At 38.2% G+C, this 19,433-nt stretch carries 21 protein-coding genes and 1 pseudogene; 14 read left to right on the top strand and 8 right to left on the bottom strand.

What is annotated here, in order from left to right; genetic code table 11:
• Positions 1-67 precede the first annotated feature (67 nt).
• From IGJ49_RS07950 to IGJ49_RS07925, 6 genes and pseudogenes are all read left to right on the top strand, one after another.
• A complete protein-coding gene (locus IGJ49_RS07950; RefSeq protein ID WP_375152324.1) occupies positions 68-1,975 on the top strand; it encodes a BglG family transcription antiterminator in 1,908 nt (635 codons plus the stop codon).
• A 1-nt stretch (position 1,976) separates the two neighbouring features.
• Entirely contained in the window at positions 1,977-2,426 is a 450-nt protein-coding gene (locus IGJ49_RS07945) for a PTS sugar transporter subunit IIA (protein ID WP_375152323.1), read from the top strand.
• A gap of 23 nt (positions 2,427-2,449) precedes the next feature.
• The gene (locus IGJ49_RS07940) at positions 2,450-2,764 is read left to right on the top strand and encodes a PTS fructose transporter subunit IIB (RefSeq protein WP_010735334.1); all 315 of its coding nucleotides are present in this window, start codon (positions 2,450-2,452) and stop codon (positions 2,762-2,764) included.
• Between the two features lie 27 nt (positions 2,765-2,791).
• Positions 2,792-3,901 carry a PTS fructose transporter subunit IIC gene (locus tag IGJ49_RS07935; protein ID WP_438723027.1) on the top strand — a complete coding sequence of 370 codons (1,110 nt, stop codon included), beginning with the start codon at positions 2,792-2,794 and terminating at the stop codon, positions 3,899-3,901.
• A gap of 2 nt (positions 3,902-3,903) precedes the next feature.
• Positions 3,904-6,483, top strand: a pseudogene (locus IGJ49_RS07930) (alpha-mannosidase).
• A 125-nt stretch (positions 6,484-6,608) separates the two neighbouring features.
• Positions 6,609-7,463: a GRP family sugar transporter gene (locus tag IGJ49_RS07925; protein WP_438723025.1), complete on the top strand. Its 855-nt coding sequence runs from the start codon at positions 6,609-6,611 to the stop codon at positions 7,461-7,463.
• A gap of 82 nt (positions 7,464-7,545) precedes the next feature.
• Here IGJ49_RS07925 and IGJ49_RS07920 read toward each other — a convergent pair whose 3' ends face one another.
• Genes IGJ49_RS07920 through IGJ49_RS07910 form a run of 3 tightly spaced genes read right to left on the bottom strand, consistent with a single transcriptional unit; the run spans position 7,546 to position 9,939 of the window.
• On the bottom strand, positions 7,546-8,214 hold the full coding sequence (locus IGJ49_RS07920) for a hypothetical protein (RefSeq protein WP_019723399.1): 669 nt from the start codon (positions 8,212-8,214) through the stop codon (positions 7,546-7,548).
• Positions 8,207-8,701, bottom strand: a complete 495-nt coding sequence (locus tag IGJ49_RS07915) for a nucleoside 2-deoxyribosyltransferase (protein ID WP_438723023.1) — start codon at positions 8,699-8,701, stop codon at positions 8,207-8,209. Before IGJ49_RS07915 ends, IGJ49_RS07920 begins: the two co-directional genes overlap by 8 nt.
• A gap of 20 nt (positions 8,702-8,721) precedes the next feature.
• Positions 8,722-9,939 (bottom strand): GNAT family N-acetyltransferase, encoded by a 1,218-nt coding sequence (locus IGJ49_RS07910; protein ID WP_023519751.1) that lies wholly within the window; start codon positions 9,937-9,939, stop codon positions 8,722-8,724.
• A gap of 148 nt (positions 9,940-10,087) precedes the next feature.
• Between IGJ49_RS07910 and lepA the strand changes: the two genes are divergently transcribed.
• A complete protein-coding gene (gene lepA, locus IGJ49_RS07905; protein ID WP_438723020.1) occupies positions 10,088-11,923 on the top strand; it encodes a translation elongation factor 4 in 1,836 nt (611 codons plus the stop codon).
• 93 nt (positions 11,924-12,016) lie between these two features.
• On the opposite strand, the gene IGJ49_RS07900 is transcribed toward lepA, so the two are convergent.
• The 5 genes from IGJ49_RS07900 to IGJ49_RS07880 form a co-directional block, all read right to left on the bottom strand.
• Positions 12,017-13,153, bottom strand: a complete 1,137-nt coding sequence (locus IGJ49_RS07900) for a tyrosine-type recombinase/integrase (RefSeq protein WP_438723018.1) — start codon at positions 13,151-13,153, stop codon at positions 12,017-12,019.
• Positions 13,154-13,330: 177 nt separating this feature from the next.
• Positions 13,331-14,200, bottom strand: a complete 870-nt coding sequence (locus IGJ49_RS07895; protein WP_438723016.1) for a hypothetical protein — start codon at positions 14,198-14,200, stop codon at positions 13,331-13,333.
• A gap of 122 nt (positions 14,201-14,322) precedes the next feature.
• Positions 14,323-14,889 (bottom strand): DUF5067 domain-containing protein, encoded by a 567-nt coding sequence (locus IGJ49_RS07890; RefSeq protein WP_002324932.1) that lies wholly within the window; start codon positions 14,887-14,889, stop codon positions 14,323-14,325.
• A gap of 64 nt (positions 14,890-14,953) precedes the next feature.
• Positions 14,954-15,382 (bottom strand): ImmA/IrrE family metallo-endopeptidase, encoded by a 429-nt coding sequence (locus IGJ49_RS07885; protein ID WP_010706382.1) that lies wholly within the window; start codon positions 15,380-15,382, stop codon positions 14,954-14,956.
• A gap of 6 nt (positions 15,383-15,388) precedes the next feature.
• Entirely contained in the window at positions 15,389-15,781 is a 393-nt protein-coding gene (locus IGJ49_RS07880) for a helix-turn-helix domain-containing protein (RefSeq protein ID WP_002324930.1), read from the bottom strand.
• A 138-nt stretch (positions 15,782-15,919) separates the two neighbouring features.
• Between IGJ49_RS07880 and IGJ49_RS07875 the strand changes: the two genes are divergently transcribed.
• The 7 genes from IGJ49_RS07875 (at position 15,920) to IGJ49_RS07845 (ending at position 19,423) form a co-directional block, all read left to right on the top strand.
• Positions 15,920-16,174: a helix-turn-helix domain-containing protein gene (locus tag IGJ49_RS07875; protein WP_010706381.1), complete on the top strand. Its 255-nt coding sequence runs from the start codon at positions 15,920-15,922 to the stop codon at positions 16,172-16,174.
• A complete protein-coding gene (locus IGJ49_RS07870; RefSeq protein ID WP_005879824.1) occupies positions 16,171-16,323 on the top strand; it encodes a hypothetical protein in 153 nt (50 codons plus the stop codon). The genes IGJ49_RS07875 and IGJ49_RS07870 overlap by 4 nt, the downstream gene beginning before the upstream one ends.
• 62 nt (positions 16,324-16,385) lie before the next feature.
• A complete protein-coding gene (locus IGJ49_RS07865; protein WP_002309080.1) occupies positions 16,386-16,931 on the top strand; it encodes a hypothetical protein in 546 nt (181 codons plus the stop codon).
• Positions 16,928-17,215 carry a hypothetical protein gene (locus tag IGJ49_RS07860; RefSeq protein ID WP_002309082.1) on the top strand — a complete coding sequence of 96 codons (288 nt, stop codon included), beginning with the start codon at positions 16,928-16,930 and terminating at the stop codon, positions 17,213-17,215. The genes IGJ49_RS07865 and IGJ49_RS07860 overlap by 4 nt, the downstream gene beginning before the upstream one ends.
• The gene (locus tag IGJ49_RS07855; RefSeq protein ID WP_002309084.1) at positions 17,212-17,397 is read left to right on the top strand and encodes a hypothetical protein; all 186 of its coding nucleotides are present in this window, start codon (positions 17,212-17,214) and stop codon (positions 17,395-17,397) included. The genes IGJ49_RS07860 and IGJ49_RS07855 overlap by 4 nt, the downstream gene beginning before the upstream one ends.
• Positions 17,398-17,533: 136 nt before the next feature.
• Positions 17,534-18,475 carry a YqaJ viral recombinase family protein gene (locus IGJ49_RS07850; protein ID WP_010706380.1) on the top strand — a complete coding sequence of 314 codons (942 nt, stop codon included), beginning with the start codon at positions 17,534-17,536 and terminating at the stop codon, positions 18,473-18,475.
• Positions 18,476-18,568: 93 nt separating this feature from the next.
• Entirely contained in the window at positions 18,569-19,423 is an 855-nt protein-coding gene (locus IGJ49_RS07845; protein ID WP_010724164.1) for a recombinase RecT, read from the top strand.
• Positions 19,424-19,433: the final 10 nt, after the last annotated feature.

Raw genomic sequence — 19,433 nt, 5'->3', positions numbered from 1 at the left:
AAAAGTAAGTGTTTTCATAAATCGGTAGACAAGCTAAGATAGGAAATGTAGATGAGGTGATAGTGTGATGATCAAGGAACGAGAAAAAGCAATCATTCAATATATTTTGATGAACGAACATACGACGGTCACAAAAATAGCGAAACACATGAATTTATCGAATAAAACAGTTTCACAATCATTAAAATTGATCGATGAACTATTTAGCGGAACAACCATCGAACTAATTAGAAAACCACGAGTTGGTGTCTCGATCAACGGTGATCCAAACGAAGTACTAAGTGAGCTTGATACGACGACAATGGTAACAGTTCCAGCTTCTAAAAAAGAACGTATTCAATTCCTCTGTTTTGAACTCTTGAAAAAAAAGACCTATTTCACTCGCCAAGAACTACAAGATACACTATTTATAAGCAAATCGACATTAGAAGGTGATATGAACCAAGTCCATGAGATTTTCCGCCATTTCAACGTTAGCATCGATCGCCTGCCTGGTAAAGGTTCATTTCTAAACTTATCAGAGCAAGAAAAAAGACGCTTAGCATTTGATCTAATCTACTATTTTTGGGGTAGTAATTGGAAAATCACCAAAAAGAATCAACTATATCTACACTCGATCCAAGGCATTCCTCCTTTTGTCAATGAGTTCATCGACATGAAGAACATCACATTAGTTGATACATTATTGCAGGAATACCTAAAAGAGGCACAAATAAGGTTGAATGATACGACCTACCATTCATTATTGCTCCATCTGTTGATTATGATTGATCGCGTAAGAGAAGATAACTATTTAGAAAGTGAAGGAGTATTTGGAAAAGTCAGAGAAAATAAACCATTTGATTTATTCATTCGAAAATTAGAAAAAACATTCTTATTGACATTACCTTCTTCTGAAGTCCGTTATATTCTCTTACACTTAGAAGGTGATACATTGCTTGAACAAACGAAGCAAATGCATGAAGTGACAGATGAACACATTCGCCAATTGATTCACGAAAATGTAACCCTTTACAACGAAAGTATCATTTTAGGGTTAGTTACGCACATCAAAGAAGCAGTCTTGCGTATCAAAAAAGGATTATTGATCCATAATCCTTTTTTACAAGATGTGAAGAAAAACTTTCCTGTGGCTTTAACAGAAGCCATCCAATTAGCGAATGCCTTAAGCCAAGATTTTTCCATCAACGTCCCAGAAGATGAAGTCGCTTTTCTTGCTGTCCATATCCAAGCAATGAAAGAGCAAAAAGAAGAAAAACATCAAAAGAAAGTCAGTGTCTTACTTGTTTGTAGCAGTGGCAAAGGCACCTCACAACTCTTGGCTGCCCGACTTCGTAGAAATTATGAGAAGATCGAAATTTCTAGGATACTTTCGATCCAAGAGTTGATGCAGACATCGATCGATGAAGATCTGGTGATATCGACTGTCAACTTGAACCTAGAGACGATACCAACGATCAATGTTTCACCGGTTCTCAACAAATTAGAACGTCAGAAAATCGAGCAATTTTTAAAAAATGCCCAAAATAAACCAATCAAATCAACGAATGACTTTGGGAAGTTGATCAAAGATGACTTGATCTTTTTGGATCATTCATTCACAGACTATCAAGAAGTGATCCAATTCGTAGGACAACAATTGATTAAAAAAGGATACGCAGAAGAAAAAATCATCTCTTCTTCTTTAGAAAGAGAACAGCTTTCTTTTACCTCTTTTGGAAAATTTGCAACACCACACGGGGCCCCTAAATATGTTAAAAAATCGGCGATCGTCTTTTTACGATTAGCTAATGAATTGATGTGGGGAGAAACGAAAGTCAAATATTTATTTTTCATCTGTATTAAAGATGAAACAGCACAAGAGCTGGAAGAAATCTATGATGTCATGCTAGAGATCATCGAATCTGGTGAAAAAAACTATTTGTTAAAGGGAACAAAAAATGAGATCAAAAACTATTTGAAAGAGGAATTTTAATATGAGCATTGCAACTTTACTACCTTCTAATCATATTTTTTTAGATATGGAGAGTACAACCAAAGAAGAAACGATTCGTCAATTAGGGGAAGTTCTAACGAATAACGGCTTAATCAACAAAAAAGAAGCATATATCCAGTCTGTATTAGAAAGAGAAGAACATTCGACGACAGGCATTGGGAACAATATTGCCATTCCTCATGGGAAAAGTGAAGCAGTCAGTGAGCCAGCAATTGTTTTTGCTAGATTGAAACAACCAATCGATTGGCAATCATTAGATGAAGAGCCAGTCTTTGTGGTCATATTATTGGCGATCCCAGAGTCACAAAAAGGGGATACTCATCTAAGGATCTTATCTGAAATTGCGATGAAATTGATGGATGATGACATTACGGCACAGTTAAAAAATGAGACAGATAAACAACAAATCGCGAAACTATTAAGCGAATAAACAAATGAAAAGAGGAAAAAGAGATGAAAAGAAAAATTATCGCAGTTACAGCCTGTGCTACAGGGGTCGCTCATACGTATATGGCAGCCCAAGCACTTAAAAAAGCAGCAGCAAAACGTGGAGATTTGATCAAAGTGGAAACACAAGGAGCAACAGGTATCGAAAATGAATTGACTGAAAAAGATTGCAACATTGGCGAAGTCGTTATTTTTGCAGTGGATACAAAAGTGAGAAATGAAGAGCGTTTCAAAGGAAAAACAATCTTAAAAGTACCAGTCGCAGCACCAATCAAGAATGCCGAAAAAGTCATCGAAGAAGCTTTAGGAATGATCGACTAATCAATTAATCAGTGGGGGAGAAAGTAAATGAAAAAAATAGCAAGTGAAATCAAAAATCATGTTTTAACAGGAATTTCTTATATGATACCTTTGGTAATCGCTGGAGCGGTCATCATGGCCATTTCTCGTGTGGGTGGTTCATTTTACGGGATTGTTGATATTTGGGACGGTTCTCATGGCGAGAGTGGTAATGCAATCATTCGTTTATTGCATAGTTTAGATGGCTTCGGTGGCACAGCCCTTGGTTTGATGTTCCCAGTGATTTCCGCATTTATTGCCTATTCGATCTCAGACAAATTAGGGATTGCTCCTGGTTTAATTGGTGGGATGCTAGTGAAAGATATCAATGCAGGCTTTTTAGGCGCCATCGTTTCTGGTCTGATTGCTGGTTATGCGTGCTTGTTGATCAAAAACAAAATCAAATTGCCAAAATCAATGGCATCCGTTGTACCAGTATTTCTAGTACCAGTATTAGGCACATTGATCACCGTTCTATTAGTCAATTATGTGATTGGGACGCCATTTGCAGCATTGAACGTTGGTTTAGAATCATGGTTGAACGGTTTAAGTGGTGGGAATGCCATCGTTATGGCAGCGGTCGTTGGCGCAATGGTTGGATTTGACTTAGGTGGACCAGTCAATAAAGCGGCAGTGACCACAGCAATGGCACTATTGACTAGTAATGTTTATGCACCAAATACTGCGGCACAAGTGGCCATCATCATTCCACCCATCGGATTAGGGTTAGCCACGATCTTTGCGAAAAATAAATACAACAATGAATTAAAAGAAGCTGGGAAATCAGCTGTGATCATGGGGCTTGTCGGTATTTCTGAAGGAGTGATCCCGTTTGCCGTTGAAAATCCATTGAAAGTTATTCCGATCAATATGATTGGTTCTGCTTTAGGTTCTGCGCTGGCAGTTGGTTTAGGGGCAGTGAACACTGCACCGATCTCAGGATTCTATGGCTGGTTCACCGTAGAAAAATGGCCGATCTATGTACTTTCGATCGCTACAGGTGCGTTGTTTATCGCGATCCTAACTAGCGTGCTACGTTCAAAAGATGCTGGACAAGAAGTAGAATCAGCAGTTGAAGAATTTGATGAAGCTGCTTGGGAAGAACAATGGGAAGCGTAACTATGACAAATATACACATTGTAAATCACACACATTGGGATAGAGAATGGTACTTTACTTCAATGGATTGCATCGTTTTAAGTGATCAGTTGTTTACAGATGTTTTGGAAGAGTTGAAAAGACAACCTAATGCTACTTTTGTTTTAGATGGATAGCTTTCGATCCTCGATGATTACTTGGAACTATATCCAGAGAAATTAGCAGAGATCAAAGAATTAGTTGCGAAGGGTCAATTATTTATTGGCCCTTGGTTCACACAAACGGATGCGTTTTTTGCCTCAGGGGAATCTATTTTAAGAAATGCAATGGTGGGCGTCTTTGAAAGTAAAAAATATGGGGAGTATCTACCTATTGGTTATCTTCCAGATACATTTGGATTCAACGCACAAATGCCGACGATTTTAAACGAAGCTGGGTTTGACAATATCATTTTTTGGCGTGGGATCGACTTAGGCGAACATGTCCAATCGCCATATTTCAAATGGAAGAGTTTAAGCGGGGAGAATGAATTGTATGCAGTGAACTTTCCCCAAGGATATGGTGCGCAACAACAACTAGAGCCAACGAAGTGTTATGTGGAAGGACGATTAGACAAAGGCATTGATTTTATCAAGAGCTACGCAGATGAAACAGAAATTTTGGTTCCAACAGGAAACGATCAATTAGGGATCATCTCGTCTTTAGAAGAGAAAATCGATAAAATCAATCAAATCGGTAAATATAACTATAAAACAAGCACGTATCAAGCGTTCATGGATTTGGTCCGTCAAAAGGATCTGGAGGAGTATCAAGGAGAGTTTCGCGCGCCTGTTTTTGCCCGTGTGCATAAGACGATTGGTTCTGTCCGCATGGATCTAAAACGTGAGATTTTCAGATTAGAGAATAAACTGACACTTGAAATCGAACCAATGGTCGTGATTGCCAAGGAGCTAGGCATCGTTTTGAGCAATCGGTTAGTCATGAAGGCATGGAAAAAATTATTTGAGTGCCAAGCACATGACAGTTTAGCCGGCTGTGTGTCAGATAGTGTTGCGCAAGACATCGCCCATCGTTTGAAAGAAGTATCAGAAATCTGTGACAGTATCGAAAACTTGGTATTGAAAAGAATTTCTGAAGGACTACAGCTGACAGATCAACAATTCTTGATTTTGAATACTTCAGTTACACCTTTCAAAGGAAAAAAAGTGGTAAAACTTATCTCAAAAGTCAATCAAATCGAAGTATTGGGCCATGATTCTGCTGTCATCTCGATGGATTATGTGCCTAGCCGCCAAAATATCATGCAAGAAACACCTGCCGGCAATCGATTTATTGAAGAGCCAGGGTACTATATTTTACAAGTAGCAGTTGAGTGTTCCTTTGATGGACTAGGTTATCAAGTCTTCGATTTCGTTGAACAGACTACAGCTGATCTACCTGATATGACGCCACGAACGATGATCTCAAAAGGGAACTATTCTTTGACTTTTGAAGAAGGACAACTTGCCTTTTCAGATGGTGACCAAACGATTAGAGACTTCTTGAAAATCGTGGATGATAGCAATGCCGGAGATACTTACGATTATTCGCCGATACCTAATGATCACCCAGTCTCTTTGACATTTGATTCATGTAAAGGCAACGAAGAAACCTTGATCTTGGAAGGAAAACTAGAGCTTCCTTATACATTGGCAGAACGTATCGCCGGTCAAACAACGAAAGTCTTCGCTTACCAGCTGACATTGAAGTTAACGGAACAGGGAGAGGTCCAAGGTTGTCTTTCTTTTAGAAATTCTGTATTAAATCACCGTGTCCGTATCAAAACAAAGTTGAATCAATCGATTGAAAAGGTCGTCTCTGCGATCCAATTTGGTTACTTAGAAAAAATAAACCAGTCAATGAACGATTGGGAACAAAAATACTCTGAGATGCCAGTAAATATCGAGCCCTTTGAAAAACAAGTGATCGCGTATAGTTCTGAAGAGGCATTAGTGTTTTATACCGAACAAAGTAAGGAATACGAATATATCAATGACTCCTTATACGTCACGGTATTAGCCACGACGGATTCGTTAGGGAAACCAGATTTGCTGTATCGTCCAGGGCGGGCTTCAGGAGATACGACGAAAAAAGGGCATATCATGATGGAGACACCGCTTGCTCAAATGGAAAATCAACGGATCGATTTTGACTTTTCAGTGCGCATGGCGCCAACTGATATTTCAGAACACACATTAGTGACATGGAAATCAGACAAAGAACAACCGTCGATTTCGTATCAATTGCAAGATTTGAATTATTTCGTTTATCGAATCGACAATAAGATCCAAAGTAGAATCCAACCACTTTCTTTGAGTGAAACGACGTATACGCAAATTTCGTTAGATTTGGAAGAAGGATTGGCTGTCAGTGCGATCCATAACGCTTATTATTCAGAAGGCGTAGTGATTCGATTAGTTAATGGAACTTCAGAAAAGCGTTACCTTGAGCCAGAGAAGCTTTTTGCAGGGTTCAAATACACACGTATCAATGCCTTAGAAGAAGTGACAGAGACAAAAACGATCAGCGGCTATGGCTTAGCCACTTATTTATTAACAAAATAAAAAAACGTTGAGGCACAAGTTGATTCTCAAGGAGTTGCTTCTGGAACACCGTTTAGCGGGTTTTAGGAACAGCAAGTTGACTACTTGTGTCTCCGTTTAGTTGTGAAATTGAAAGAGGAGAAATTATGGCGATACACCTTTTATTTTTAGCTTTGATCCCAGCATTAGGGTGGGGCATGATGCCAATATTATCTAAGATCATGGGGGGCAAGTCAGAAGAACAATTGATTGGCACCACCATTGCTGCTTTATTATTTGGGTTGATATTTAGTTTGTTTCAGCAAGTAACATACCAAACGGTTTCATTCATTGTTTGTTTTTTGTCCGGAGTATTCTGGGCGGTGGGGCAATATTTTCAGTTCCGCGCATTAGAAAAGGCTGAAGTGTCAAAAGCGATGCCCATATCTGTTGGGACACAATTAGCCTTTGTCACGCTTATTTCAGGAATTTTTTTATTGGAATGGACGAGTTTCTTTGTCGCTATGATGTCGATCGTGGCGTTGGCGGTCATTTTAGTCGGTGTGCTATTGGTGACTAAGACAAGCAATGGAAACAGCGCAGTGGCGAAACAAGTGATTGTCTTTTTGTGCATTTCATCTGCGTTTTTGATGCTATATGTAACGATCACTAGTTATTTTGATATTCATGGACCGCAAGTGTTTCTACCTCAATCCATCGGCATGTTTGTTGGAGGGATGATCCTCTCAATGAAGAAAATCAGACAATTGAAATTCAACGCTATCGCTCGAAATATCCTCACTGGTAGTTCCTGGGTGATCGCTAACACGACGTTATTTGCTGTGTCTGCGTCTTTAGGTGTGGGTATTACTTATGCCTTTTCGCAAATGAGTTTACTTGTCGCAACTTACGGAAGCATCATTATTTTGAGAGAGAAGAAGACATCATTAGAAAAACGCTCAATCTATTTGGGTACATTGGTGTATGTAGTGGGTGTGGTTGGAATGAGTCTTTTAAAATAAAGAATTGAAAAAAATTGACAAAGGATCAAACAAAATCCCTTGCCAATTTTTTTTATTTATCTATCATACTTGTTACGATTGATCAGTGATCTAATTTTTGTAGTCGGTAACTCTCAAAATGTGCTGGGTCTTTTTTCACTTGGACCCACGCATAAACACCCATGATAAAGGCGCCGACTGTATTTGTTAGTAAATCTCCCATTGTATCCATCAATGCTTCGCGTCCGACGAAGAGTGTACCATCAGATGCAGCAAACCGTTGCAAGTTCATTCCTAAGAATTGGTCGCATAAAAACTCCCAGAATTCCCAGAAAACACCGCATAACCCAGCAAAAGCAAATCCAAATAAAAGAAATAGCCAAGGACTTGTTTTCTCGATTGGTGCGTCTTTCAGCAAGAAGCCGATCAAACCGTAACCTAAGGCAGTCAGAACCATCGGGCTAACGGCGTGTAAGATTTTATCCCAAAATGAAATAATACTGATCAAGTGCATACCTGTTCCTAAAAAGACAGAAATGAACAAGAAAAACCAATAAAATAAAACAATGGCATCAGGAACATGGATCTTGAATAATCGGCGAACGATCTGTGGCAAATAAATCAATAGAATACCTGCCAGTGATTCGACGATAAAGGTGATTCCTTGTGTGGTCGAATATTTGTTTGTTACAAATTCGAAAATGTTATAACCAACAACAAATAGACCGAAAATCGTTAATGCAATCTGAACTTTTTTTACTGTCTTACTCACTAATTTTTCCCCCAGCTAGATATGATTTCAATGCTTTGAACAATGCTTCTTCAGAAGACACGATCGTTCCGTTCAACTTGATCAAGCCGACCGTATAAAGATTTAAATAATGGAACTGATTTTCACCAGCCTGTTGCAAGGCAGCGACTTTTTTTGGATGAGTCGCACCTTGTTGGCGGCTGTCTGTATATAAACCAATGATCGGGATGCCTTTAGCATAGGCGACACCGATCTCAGAAGCAACTCCGGCATCGATCGTCGATCCGTCTAAAAGTGCGATCATCAAGTCACTTTCTAGTACTTTTTCTGTATCAGCCAAGGCAATCATTTTGCTGTCTGCATATGCAGTCTTATCATTGATTGCTTCGTTTTCTTGTGGTAGATAGATCGACAAATCAGAAGAAATCTCTCTGATTTTTTTGACAAGAGATTCGTTATAAAGCAAATCTCCTTTTGCAAAAAGTGGTGCTGCAAAATAAATATTCATTCGTTTCAACATCCTTTGTATTAGAAATAGTCACTAAAATAAGCTTCCATGTTTGGGATGATTCGCTCTAATGTCTTGACCATCTCCTCATCTGTGGTTATGCGCTCGATTCGAGCAAGGTAAGAAGCACGACGATAATTCATCATTAGACACGTCAATGTTTGGATATCTAAACGAACCATTTTACCAATCGGTTCATTAACGATTGACAAGTGGCCATCTCGCCACGTCAAGCCAAATACGCCATTATTCCAAGGTGCCACGGAATCTTCCACGATGAAATGGAAGTCTTCTGCTGTACCAGAAAAAGGGAAGCGCTGGATAAATTCTTTGACGTCAACGATCCTTGCCATAAAGTAAGGTTCGATCTGTTCTTTGATTTGACTATCTTCTAATAAAAAAGCAAGGGGTTCATTTTTGTAGATATCGCCATGTACCCAGTAAACCATTGAAAAATGTGCAGAGATGAAGTTCCACAATCCGTTACGCGCCTCTTGGTTCAAATAAAACATCTCTTTGACATGGAAGACTTCTTCGGCGACCCAATAAAAAAGCACTCCGGTTGGTTCATTGTCACTATTGTAATAAATCGCCGCAGTCCGTTCTTCTTCATTTTCAAAACGCCAATATTCTTCCCAGTGAAAGGCACTACGAAACAGCGCACCATGATTCTTTCCCGCAAACTGTTGATAGACACGGAAAACATCTTCGTGATCGACAGGCAGTCGTTCCACGATACCAGAAACAGGTACTTGTTTAGGTAGTTGCGTATCACGTATTTTAAAGGATAACTTATCTGACATGATTTCCCAACCTTTACGCCTGTAATAAGGGATATTGTAAGGATAAAGATAAGAGACCCACTGTTTGTTTTTGCGCATGTTGTCTAATGCGACGATGATCAAGTCTTGCATCAATCCATGGTTGGCATATTCAGGATAGGTTCCAACACCAGTCACTCCGCCCATTTGGTACCGTGTACCGTGGATATTAACCTCGCAAGGATAGATCGCGATTTGAGAAATCAATTTTTCTTTATGAAACCAGCCGAATACATTTGATAATTCTAGAATCGGTCGCTTGGAACGTACAAATTCCCGTTTGTTTTCAAATCCACTTTCTTCAATATCAGAGTCAGTGACTTGAAAAACGTAGGAAAGTAACTCATTGAACTGGTCAACATGTTCCTCCGTGACAGGCTTCAACTCAAAATTTTCTCTAAAATCTGTTTGGTCCATTTTTTCAACTCCAATTTAGTTACTTGTTCACAGTATAACAAAAGTTTCTAAAAAAAACTTCTAAAGTCCTTAGAAGGAAAAAGTCTTTAAATTCCTCCTTTTCGTTGGTATAATGAAAAGTGCTGATTATATGAAAAGAGGAGACGCTATGGATATAAAGAAAATGAAACAACGCCAACAGCAAATTCGAAATTTTTCGATCATTGCTCATATCGACCATGGGAAATCAACTTTGGCCGATCGGATTTTGGAAAAGACGAACACTGTGACGTCTCGCGAAATGCAAGATCAGTTATTAGACTCCATGGATCTAGAACGTGAACGTGGGATCACGATCAAACTTAATGCCGTAGAATTGAACTATACGGCTAAAAACGGGGAGACGTACATCTTCCATTTGATCGATACCCCAGGGCACGTCGATTTTACCTATGAAGTATCTCGAAGTTTAGCTGCCTGTGAAGGCGCAGTCTTAGTCGTGGATGCCGCTCAAGGGATTGAAGCACAAACATTAGCCAATGTTTATTTAGCATTAGATAATGACCTAGAGATTTTACCAGTCATCAATAAGATCGATTTACCAGCCGCAGATCCAGATCGTGTGCGTAATGAAATCGAAGAAGTGATCGGCATCGATGCCAGTGAAGCGGTCTTAGCAAGTGCGAAGTCTGGAATTGGTATCGAAGAAATACTGGAACAAGTAGTGGAATATGTCCCAGCACCTTCAGGCGATCTAGAAGCTCCTTTGAAAGCCTTGATTTTTGATTCGATCTATGACAGTTACCGCGGGGTTATTTTAAACGTACGTATCACCGATGGTGTTGTCAAAGCAGGGGATAAAATCAAATTGATGAGTAATGGCAAGACCTTCGATGTGACCGAAGTCGGCGTTTTCTCACCAAAAACGATTGCTCGTGACTTTTTGATGGTCGGTGATGTCGGTTATATCACCGCAAGCATCAAGACAGTTCAAGATACAAGTGTTGGGGATACAGTGACACTTGCGGATAATCCAGCTACAGAAGCATTACCAGGTTATCGTAAAATGAACCCAATGGTCTATTGTGGTTTATACCCGATCGACACATCACGATATAATGATCTGCGTGAAGCATTGGAAAAACTTCAACTGAATGATGCTGCTTTGCAGTTTGAACCAGAAACATCACAAGCACTTGGCTTTGGTTTCCGTTGTGGCTTCTTAGGATTACTTCACATGGATGTCGTCCAAGAGCGTTTAGAGCGTGAGTTCAATCTTGAATTGATCACGACAGCGCCTTCTGTAATCTATCATGTCAACAAAACAGACGGTTCGATGGTCGTTGTTGATAATCCTGCTGATTTTCCTGAACCAGTCACGATCCAAGATGTCGAAGAACCTTTTGTGAAAGCACAGATCATGGTACCTAATGAGTACGTTGGTGCAGTCATGGAACTTTCGCAACGTAAACGTGGCGATTTTATTACAATGGATTATTTAGATGATTATCGTGTCAATGTCGTTTATAACTTGCCTTTGTCAGAGATCGTCTTTGATTTCTTTGACAAACTAAAATCAAGCACGAAAGGCTACGCTTCACTTGACTACGAAATGTCAGGTTATCAAAAGAGCAAGCTAGTGAAAATGGATATCTTGCTGAATGCTGAAAAAGTCGACGCATTAAGCTTCATCGTTCACCGTGATTTTGCCTATGAACGCGGAAAAGCCATCGTTGAAAAACTGAAAAAACTGATCCCTCGTCAACAATTCGAGGTACCGATCCAAGCGGCGATCGGACAAAAAATCGTTGCCCGTTCAGACATCAAAGCCTTACGTAAAAACGTGTTGGCCAAATGTTACGGTGGTGACGTTTCCCGTAAACGTAAACTTCTTGAAAAACAAAAAGAAGGTAAGAAACGAATGAAACAAATCGGTAACGTCGAAGTCCCTCAAGAAGCCTTCATGGCTGTTCTGAAAATGGACGAGGACGAACCGAAGAAATAGCAAGGGTTTGTTTGAAAACAGTGTAAAAAATAAACCATGTTTACATGGATTTGCCACCGGTTTGCCACCGGTGGTTTTTTTCGGTGGCAAAAATCAAGAATTCTTTCTAAGATTTTCCATGATATCGACCGTTTCATTTCTCATCTTATCTGTTACATGCGAGTAAGTATCCATCGTAATTGAAATTCTGCTGTGGCCCAATCGTTCAGAGATTTCTTTCATTTTTGCGCCATTTTCGAGAAGAAGTGTAGCATGAGTATGTCTGAGAGAATGGAAGTTAAAAGAGAGGGAGAGTGCATTCGATATCCTCCTAGTATTCCATTTCACTACACTTGGCGTAACTAGCTCACCGTCTTCCTTCGTACATACTGCATTTGAATCAATGTAGAGCTTTCCATACTTCATTCGATTTTCTAATTGTTGTTTCTTATGTTTTTTCAGAATTGCTAGCAAGGTTTGTCCAATAAAAATCGTTCGATTGGAACTGCTTGTCTTTGGCGTACCATATACCCATGCGCCGTCATTCTTTACCATTTGTTTCTCTACAGTAATTGTTCCATTTGAAAAATCGACATCATCCCACGTCAGACCACAAACTTCGCCAACGCGCATTCCCGTATAAAATCCAATATTCAAAGGAATATAGAAAGGATGTCCTTCAGGAGTAATTTCTAGCATATGATCAAAGTCCTCAAGAGAAATGATTTTTAGATCTTTTTTAGTCGTTGGTCGTGCTTCATATTTTGGTATTTTTACATACAGCATAGGATTTTGCTTGATTAATCCCCAAGGATAAACCGCCATATTCAGCGCATTCTTAAGGACAGAGTGAGTAATAGTCATTGTTTTCTTCGAGTAACCCTTTTTAAATTCAGCATTGATGAAATTTTGTAAAAGAGCAGGGGAGAGATCCGTAAGTTTTTTCTTTCCTAAATAACCGTTTATATGATTTTTGATGGTAAATCGGTAGTTTTCATAGGTATTGTATTTTAGATTTAGTTTAACGTATTCCTCCATCCAAAAATCAAGGTATTGTTTTACTCGAGTATCCGTACCTAAAAAGTATTGTCCTGTTTCGTCAATATCTGGTAAAACTTTTCGTAAAGCAGCTTCGGCCTCTGGTCGGGTGTCTCCGCCAACTTTCTCCACTTTTTTTCTTGAGCCATCATCATTGATATCTTCAAAATAATAATACCAACGTTTTCCACGTTTTCTCACACCGCCACGCATAAAATCAGTCCTTTCATATTGCTATGTCATTAGTACGATAGTTAAATTCTTTTGGTACATATAGAGAGGGAATAGATGTAAAATCCGTATTTTCAATAGAAGTATACGAACTTATGTTCTTTTGCGTTTAAAAAGAAAAGCCCGAAGGCTGATCTTAAACTATTACAATGCAACTAATTAGGGATGAGCGTATTGATTCCCTCGAGGGGCACGACTATACCCAGCATTATCAGCATCTATTTGAGTCATGTATTGATAATTATTTGGATTTGTAACACGAGAATAGTACTTTCCACTATCTGAACGAGCGAAAACCATACCATTTGCAGCGATAGACCACTGGCCATCAACAGTGTATGAATTATTTTGTTGTTCAGCTTGACGTTGAGCTTCAGCAGCTTGCTGTTCTTGAGCCTGACGCTGAGCTTCAGCAGCTTGTTGCTTTTGTCGTTCTGCTTCAGCTGCCTCATTAGATTTTATAGTTGAATCAACATTGACTAAGCGATTTAATAATTCTTGGTTTCCACCAGGTATAGATTGAATAGCTGATAATGCTGCATTGTAGTTATCTCTAGTTGGATTAGCTTCAGCTTGTTCCAGAATGGTTTTAGCTGTTGAAGTTTTTTGATTAATTTCTTCTTGGCGTTTTTTCTCAGCTTCTTTAGCTTTTTGTTCTTCTTGGCGTTTTTTCTCAGCTTCTTTAGCTTTTTGTTCTTCTTGGCGTTTTTTTTCAGCCTCTTCTTTAGCTTTTTGTTCTTCGGCCTTTTTCTTTTTAGCTAATTCTTTAGCCTTTTTTTCATCTTTTTCTCGGCTTTCAGAAGAGACAGATACACTAGAAGATGAAGATTTAGCGTCTTTGTGTACATCTGCTTGTCCAGTTGTTGGTGGAGCAAGAGCCCCTCCGATTACCATAACTATAAAAGCTACTAGAATTCCAATACTAATCTTTTTCTTTGAACGTTTCTTCTTGGAGAAAAAAGAATATACTAAAAAACATACTCCAAATAGAAAACCAAAGAACCCAACTAAAATTAAAAACGTACTCATTTATTCCTCCTTGTTGAATATATCACTGGGTAAATCAAGTATTTACTCCCACTTGAAGGCAGGTAGTGATAGTCGCCCTTAATAAAGCCTTAACAAAAAGAAAGCCGGAAGGCCAACCTTTTTTAATTAGTAGGGATAGTTTTTTCAAAACTTCCATTATCCATAAAATCTTTCATGATAATAGGAGAACCTGGATAAATAATTTCTACACCAACAACTGCATCAACAGTAGCATCAGGCTTAACATCTGTATCGCCCATCTTTACAAGATCTGGTTTGTAGTCTTGAGGGAACAAGCCATTTGCTCCATTCAATAGTTCTTCGGTTTTATCTGTTTCCTGTATAGGTTTGATTGATGTAGCGAATGCCATCCAAGGACTTTGAGCTTTGTCAGATTTATTAGTATATTGAATTTCAATAGCTAATATTTTTTTATTTGGATCATATTGGCTAGATAATTCTTCAGTGTTTTTTATTACAATCTTTGATGAATCGTCTTCAAAAGTTGTATCACTTGTAGATTTTTCTTCAGTACTTGAATCCATAGAGTTGCTGCTCTCTAAAGTAACCATTGTAGAAGTATTAGTAGTCGTTTTTTTAGGCACATCAGAGTTTGAATCGTTGTTACCACAAGCACCTAATGTGATACTAGAAAACAAGATTAATCCTAACCCAACTATTTTTTTCATATTTTCCTCCAAAAAATAAAATAATTTACTCCCACTTAATGGCAGGTAGTGATAGTCGCCAATTTTAAATTAAAAATCTGTACACTTTTTCAGGTAGCCCATACAAATTTGTTAATTCCTCAACTTTTCTAGGGTATTGATCGTTGTCTTCTTTATAAAGAGAAACAATGAGATTAGCAGCAAAGCAATTCGCTTCGCTTTCTGATTTGCTTCTGGATGTTCGTGTAGATACATAATAGCTAGATAACCCACGATGAAAGATGGCGTGACCAAGCTCATGAGCACAAATGTAAAATCTTTCCTCAGAATCCTTTAATTCGTCATTCAAAAGAATGACAGCACGGCCTAAAATCTCTTGGAATTGACCTTTAGGATCATCAATAAAAGGAACATATTCAATTTGAATGTTCATTTTTTCACAAATATAAAATGGATTAGCGGATTGATACTTCCGCTTTAGGTTTTCCACTAAATTGATAACATCCAATTCCATACCCAATCACTTCTCTTTGTCCTTGTCTTCTTTTTTGAATTTCCAAAACATGCCTGCTAAAACATCTCTGACTCTTTGAAGCTGTTCGGGTGTTAACGTTTCGCCTCCATAAGCCATGTTAGCATTTGATTCAAGTAATTTATCCAGTTCAATCAAATCGTCCTCATTTGCCCATTCCGGAATCGTATTTACATTAACTGGTGAATTCTCTTCAAAATATGATATTGAAACGCCGAGAGCAGTAGATAATTTTTTTAAGGTTTCAAGCGTTGGATCTTTCCGTTCGCCTTTTTCAAATCTTGATATTTGAGAAGCACTCACTCCAGATTTTAAAGCCAACTGGTTAACGCCTAAGCCTCTAGAGGTTCTCAATTTTTTTAGTTTTTCTCCAAACTCCATGATAAAACCCCTTTCTTAATATATGATATAGCCCATAGGCAATAAAATCAAAAAAAATTGCATTTTGGCAATAAAAAGTGTTGCCAAAAGACAAATTTAGTATTATAGTATTGTCATAAGGCAACGGAGGTGTATTAAATGAAAACTTTGCTTAAGCAAGAAAAGCTCTACTCCTTGATGCAATCAAAAGGAGATGATCCATATTCACTTGCTAAAAGAATGAATGTTGCTCCGTCAACAGTTTATAGAATTTTAAACGGAGATCGCGGAATCGGTGGTGAACTAATTCCGAAATTGCTTAAAGCTTTTGGTTTATCTGAAAAAGATTTCGATAAGCTTTTTATTTTTAGTGAAGTATTGCCAAAAAACAACAGACAGGAGATTGCCAAATGACACGACAAGAAAAAATAAACATTGTACTTGATGCTAGACCACGATTGGTTCACATCATCAAATGTGCTAACGATGATCAACTTGATCGCTTAGTTGTGGAAGTTCAAAAAGAACTTCAACGAGAATTAGATGAAGCGGCTTTTGTTTGATTCATAAATCAATAGTATAAAAAAATTACTCGTATTGATATACGGGCGAATAAGAATATGAGGTGTTTAAACTGTTAAAAAAATCAAGTGTTATTCGAGAATCGTTAGTCGAAGTAATTAATAAGAGTGGTGAGACCAAAAAGGAAATAGCAAGACAAATCAACGTCTCTCAACAGTCATTAAGCGATTGGACAACATTGCTTAATACGAAGCCCGTGACGTTGGAAAATGCTCAGGCGTTAACGGATCATTTTAGAGATTCAGATTTCACTCTTCAAGTGATTCATGAGTTCTTTGGTTTATTTAAATCAATAGATGGTGATGTTTATAGGAGAGATCCTTCATCATTAGACAAGTTGCAAATGATTGAATCAGATGAGCGGAAACAGAAGAAGCAAGAAGTAGAAAAAATTCTTCTTAAACAAGTAAATTACTTAACTGTTGATGATCGTCAACAAATCATTGCATATGCTTATGAATTTTTAGATGAAATCATGGTGGAAGTAACACTAATAAGTGCATTATGCGAAATACTTGGAATCGATATTCGCAAGCTTAGTGAGGAACGGCTGTCGTACTGGGTAGCACAAGGATATATGAAAGGATGATGGAAATGGAAACATTGGAAAATATTTTTCCAAAAAAAGTTGTCTTGAAGCGCAACAATAAAAGAAACATTGAAAAATTAACATACTCAGTTACTGAAGCGGCATTAGCTATAACAACAAATCCTCAAAATGTTAAAGATTTAATTGAGATGGGATACATCGGTTTTTTGAAACTCGGTGAAATTAGAATTCCTAAAACTGAAGTCGCTCGATTTTTAGAGAATCATATGAATGAAGATCTTGCTAGCGAAATTGCTAAATATAGAGAGGAGAGAAAGAAATGAAAACTGTATTTAAAATGACTGTCAAGAGCGCTTTGCTTATGAGTCTAGTAGCAATCGTACTGGCAAGTATTAATCCAGCATATGCACTTATTTATTGGGGAACCTTAGTAGCGGTTACTGCTGTAAGAGAAAGTTTCAAAATGCCAACACAAAAAAGACCGACCAGCGACGGCAATCGCTAATCGGCAACATATCAAAATAACTTAACTGTATTTTAGCACGAAAGGAAGGCTAAAACAATGAATGATTTTGGACAAGCGCTCGATCAGTATTTGACGACTCCCGAATGGGGCACGCCACATAAAGAGGAGGAAGACGATGAGTAAATCTACCTTAGAAATGAGCCGTCAAGAATGGCTTGAAGACCGTAAGAAAGGCATCGGAGGTTCTGATGTCGGAACGATTTTAGGATTGAATAAGTGGAAATCACCTTATCAACTCTGGCTAGAAAAAACAGGACAAGTCGTACTTGAAGAATCAGAAAATGAACCAGCTTATTGGGGCAATGTTTTAGAAGAAGTTGTTGCCAAAGAATTTCAAGAACGAACAGGCAAAAAAGTACGTAGAAGAAACCAAGTATTTGAACATCCATTACATCCATTTTTAAGAGCAAATATTGATCGTGACGTAGTAGGGGAAAACGCCATTCTTGAATGCAAAACAGCTAACCAATTTCTTGGCAAAGAGTGGGAAGGAGAAGAAGTCCCGCTTAGCTATCTCTGTCAGGTTCAACATTATATGAATGTTTTAAATAAAGATTATTGTTATATCGCTGTGTTGATTGGCGGACAAAGATTCATTTGGAAGCGAATTGCGAGAGATCAAGAATTGATCGATACGATTACAGAACGCTTGGTTGAATTTTGGGAAACAAATGTAGTTGAAGGTATCGAGCCTGTAATTGACGGAAGTGAAGCGACTGCTGACTTCTTAAAAGAAAAATATGCAGATGTAGAAGAAAATCAAACAGCTCTACCATCGCGTTTTGATGAACTTATCGAGCAAAAAAGAGAACTCAAGCGGACGAAAAAAGAAATTGAGTCAGCTATCCGTCAAGTAGACAACGAGATTATCAGCGAGCTAGGAAAACGTGCGGCAAGTATTGGTATTACACAAAGGAACATCATCAGCTGGAAACTTGTTAGTACTAAACGTATGAACACGAAGAAACTAGCAGAGAAATATCCAGATATCGCAAGTGATGAAGAAATCTATAGCATTACTGAATCTAGAAGATTGACAGAAACGGAGATTAAATAATGGAAAGATGTCCCCACTGTGGAAGCGAAGTTAGAGAAACATCTTGGAGTTATTGTACGATTTGTGGATTACCACTGAAGGAGGAAAAAAACAATGGCAACAAATGAATCGTTAAAAAACCAATTGGCAGAAAAGCCACAGAAACAAGTTGCACCAGGACAGTTAGGGCTTAAAGCTCTAATGAATACACCAACAATGAGAAAGAAATTCGAAGAAGTACTTCATGACAATGCTAATGCTTTTATGTCGAATGTTATGACTCTTGTATCTAATGACAGTTATCTTGCAGATAGTGAACCAATGTCTATCATGAGTGGTGCGTTAACTGCTGCAACATTAAATCTTGGGCTAGATAAGAATTTAGGTTATGCATATTTAGTTCCATTCAATAGTAAAAACAAGCAAACAGGGAAATGGGAAAAGAAAGCTCAATTCATGCTTGGCTATAAAGGATATATCCAATTAGCCCAACGATCAGGTAAATACAAAGCATTAAATGTGATCGAAGTTTACGAAGGAGAACTAAAAAGCTGGAACCGACTGACAGAAGAGTTTGAGTTTGATCCAAATGGTAGAACGTCTGATGAAGTCATTGGATATGTTGGCTATTTCGAGTTACTGAATGGATTCAAAAAAACTGTCTATTGGACCAAACAAGAAATCGAAGCTCATCGGATTGCTAACAATAAAGATCGCGATAAGACAAAGTTAAGTGGTGTGTGGGCATCTGATTACAATGCAATGGCACGAAAAACTGTTTTGAGAAATCTTCTTTCTAAATGGGGAATCTTGTCCATCGAAATGCAAGAAGCCACCACATCGGATGAGAGAGTCCAAAGGGTTCAAGAAGACGGCAGCATTATTGCTGAAACAGAAGTTGAGGAAGATATTCCTGAAAGAAAAGAAGCAGAGGTTATTTCTGAAAAAAACGAAGATGTACAAACTTGATTATTTGATG

Source organism: Enterococcus sp. AZ171, assembly GCF_051714005.1.
Lineage (GTDB): Bacteria > Bacillota > Bacilli > Lactobacillales > Enterococcaceae > Enterococcus_B > Enterococcus_B pernyi.
Note: the sequence above shows the minus strand (reverse complement) of the source record. Positions and strands in the feature narration are given on the sequence as shown.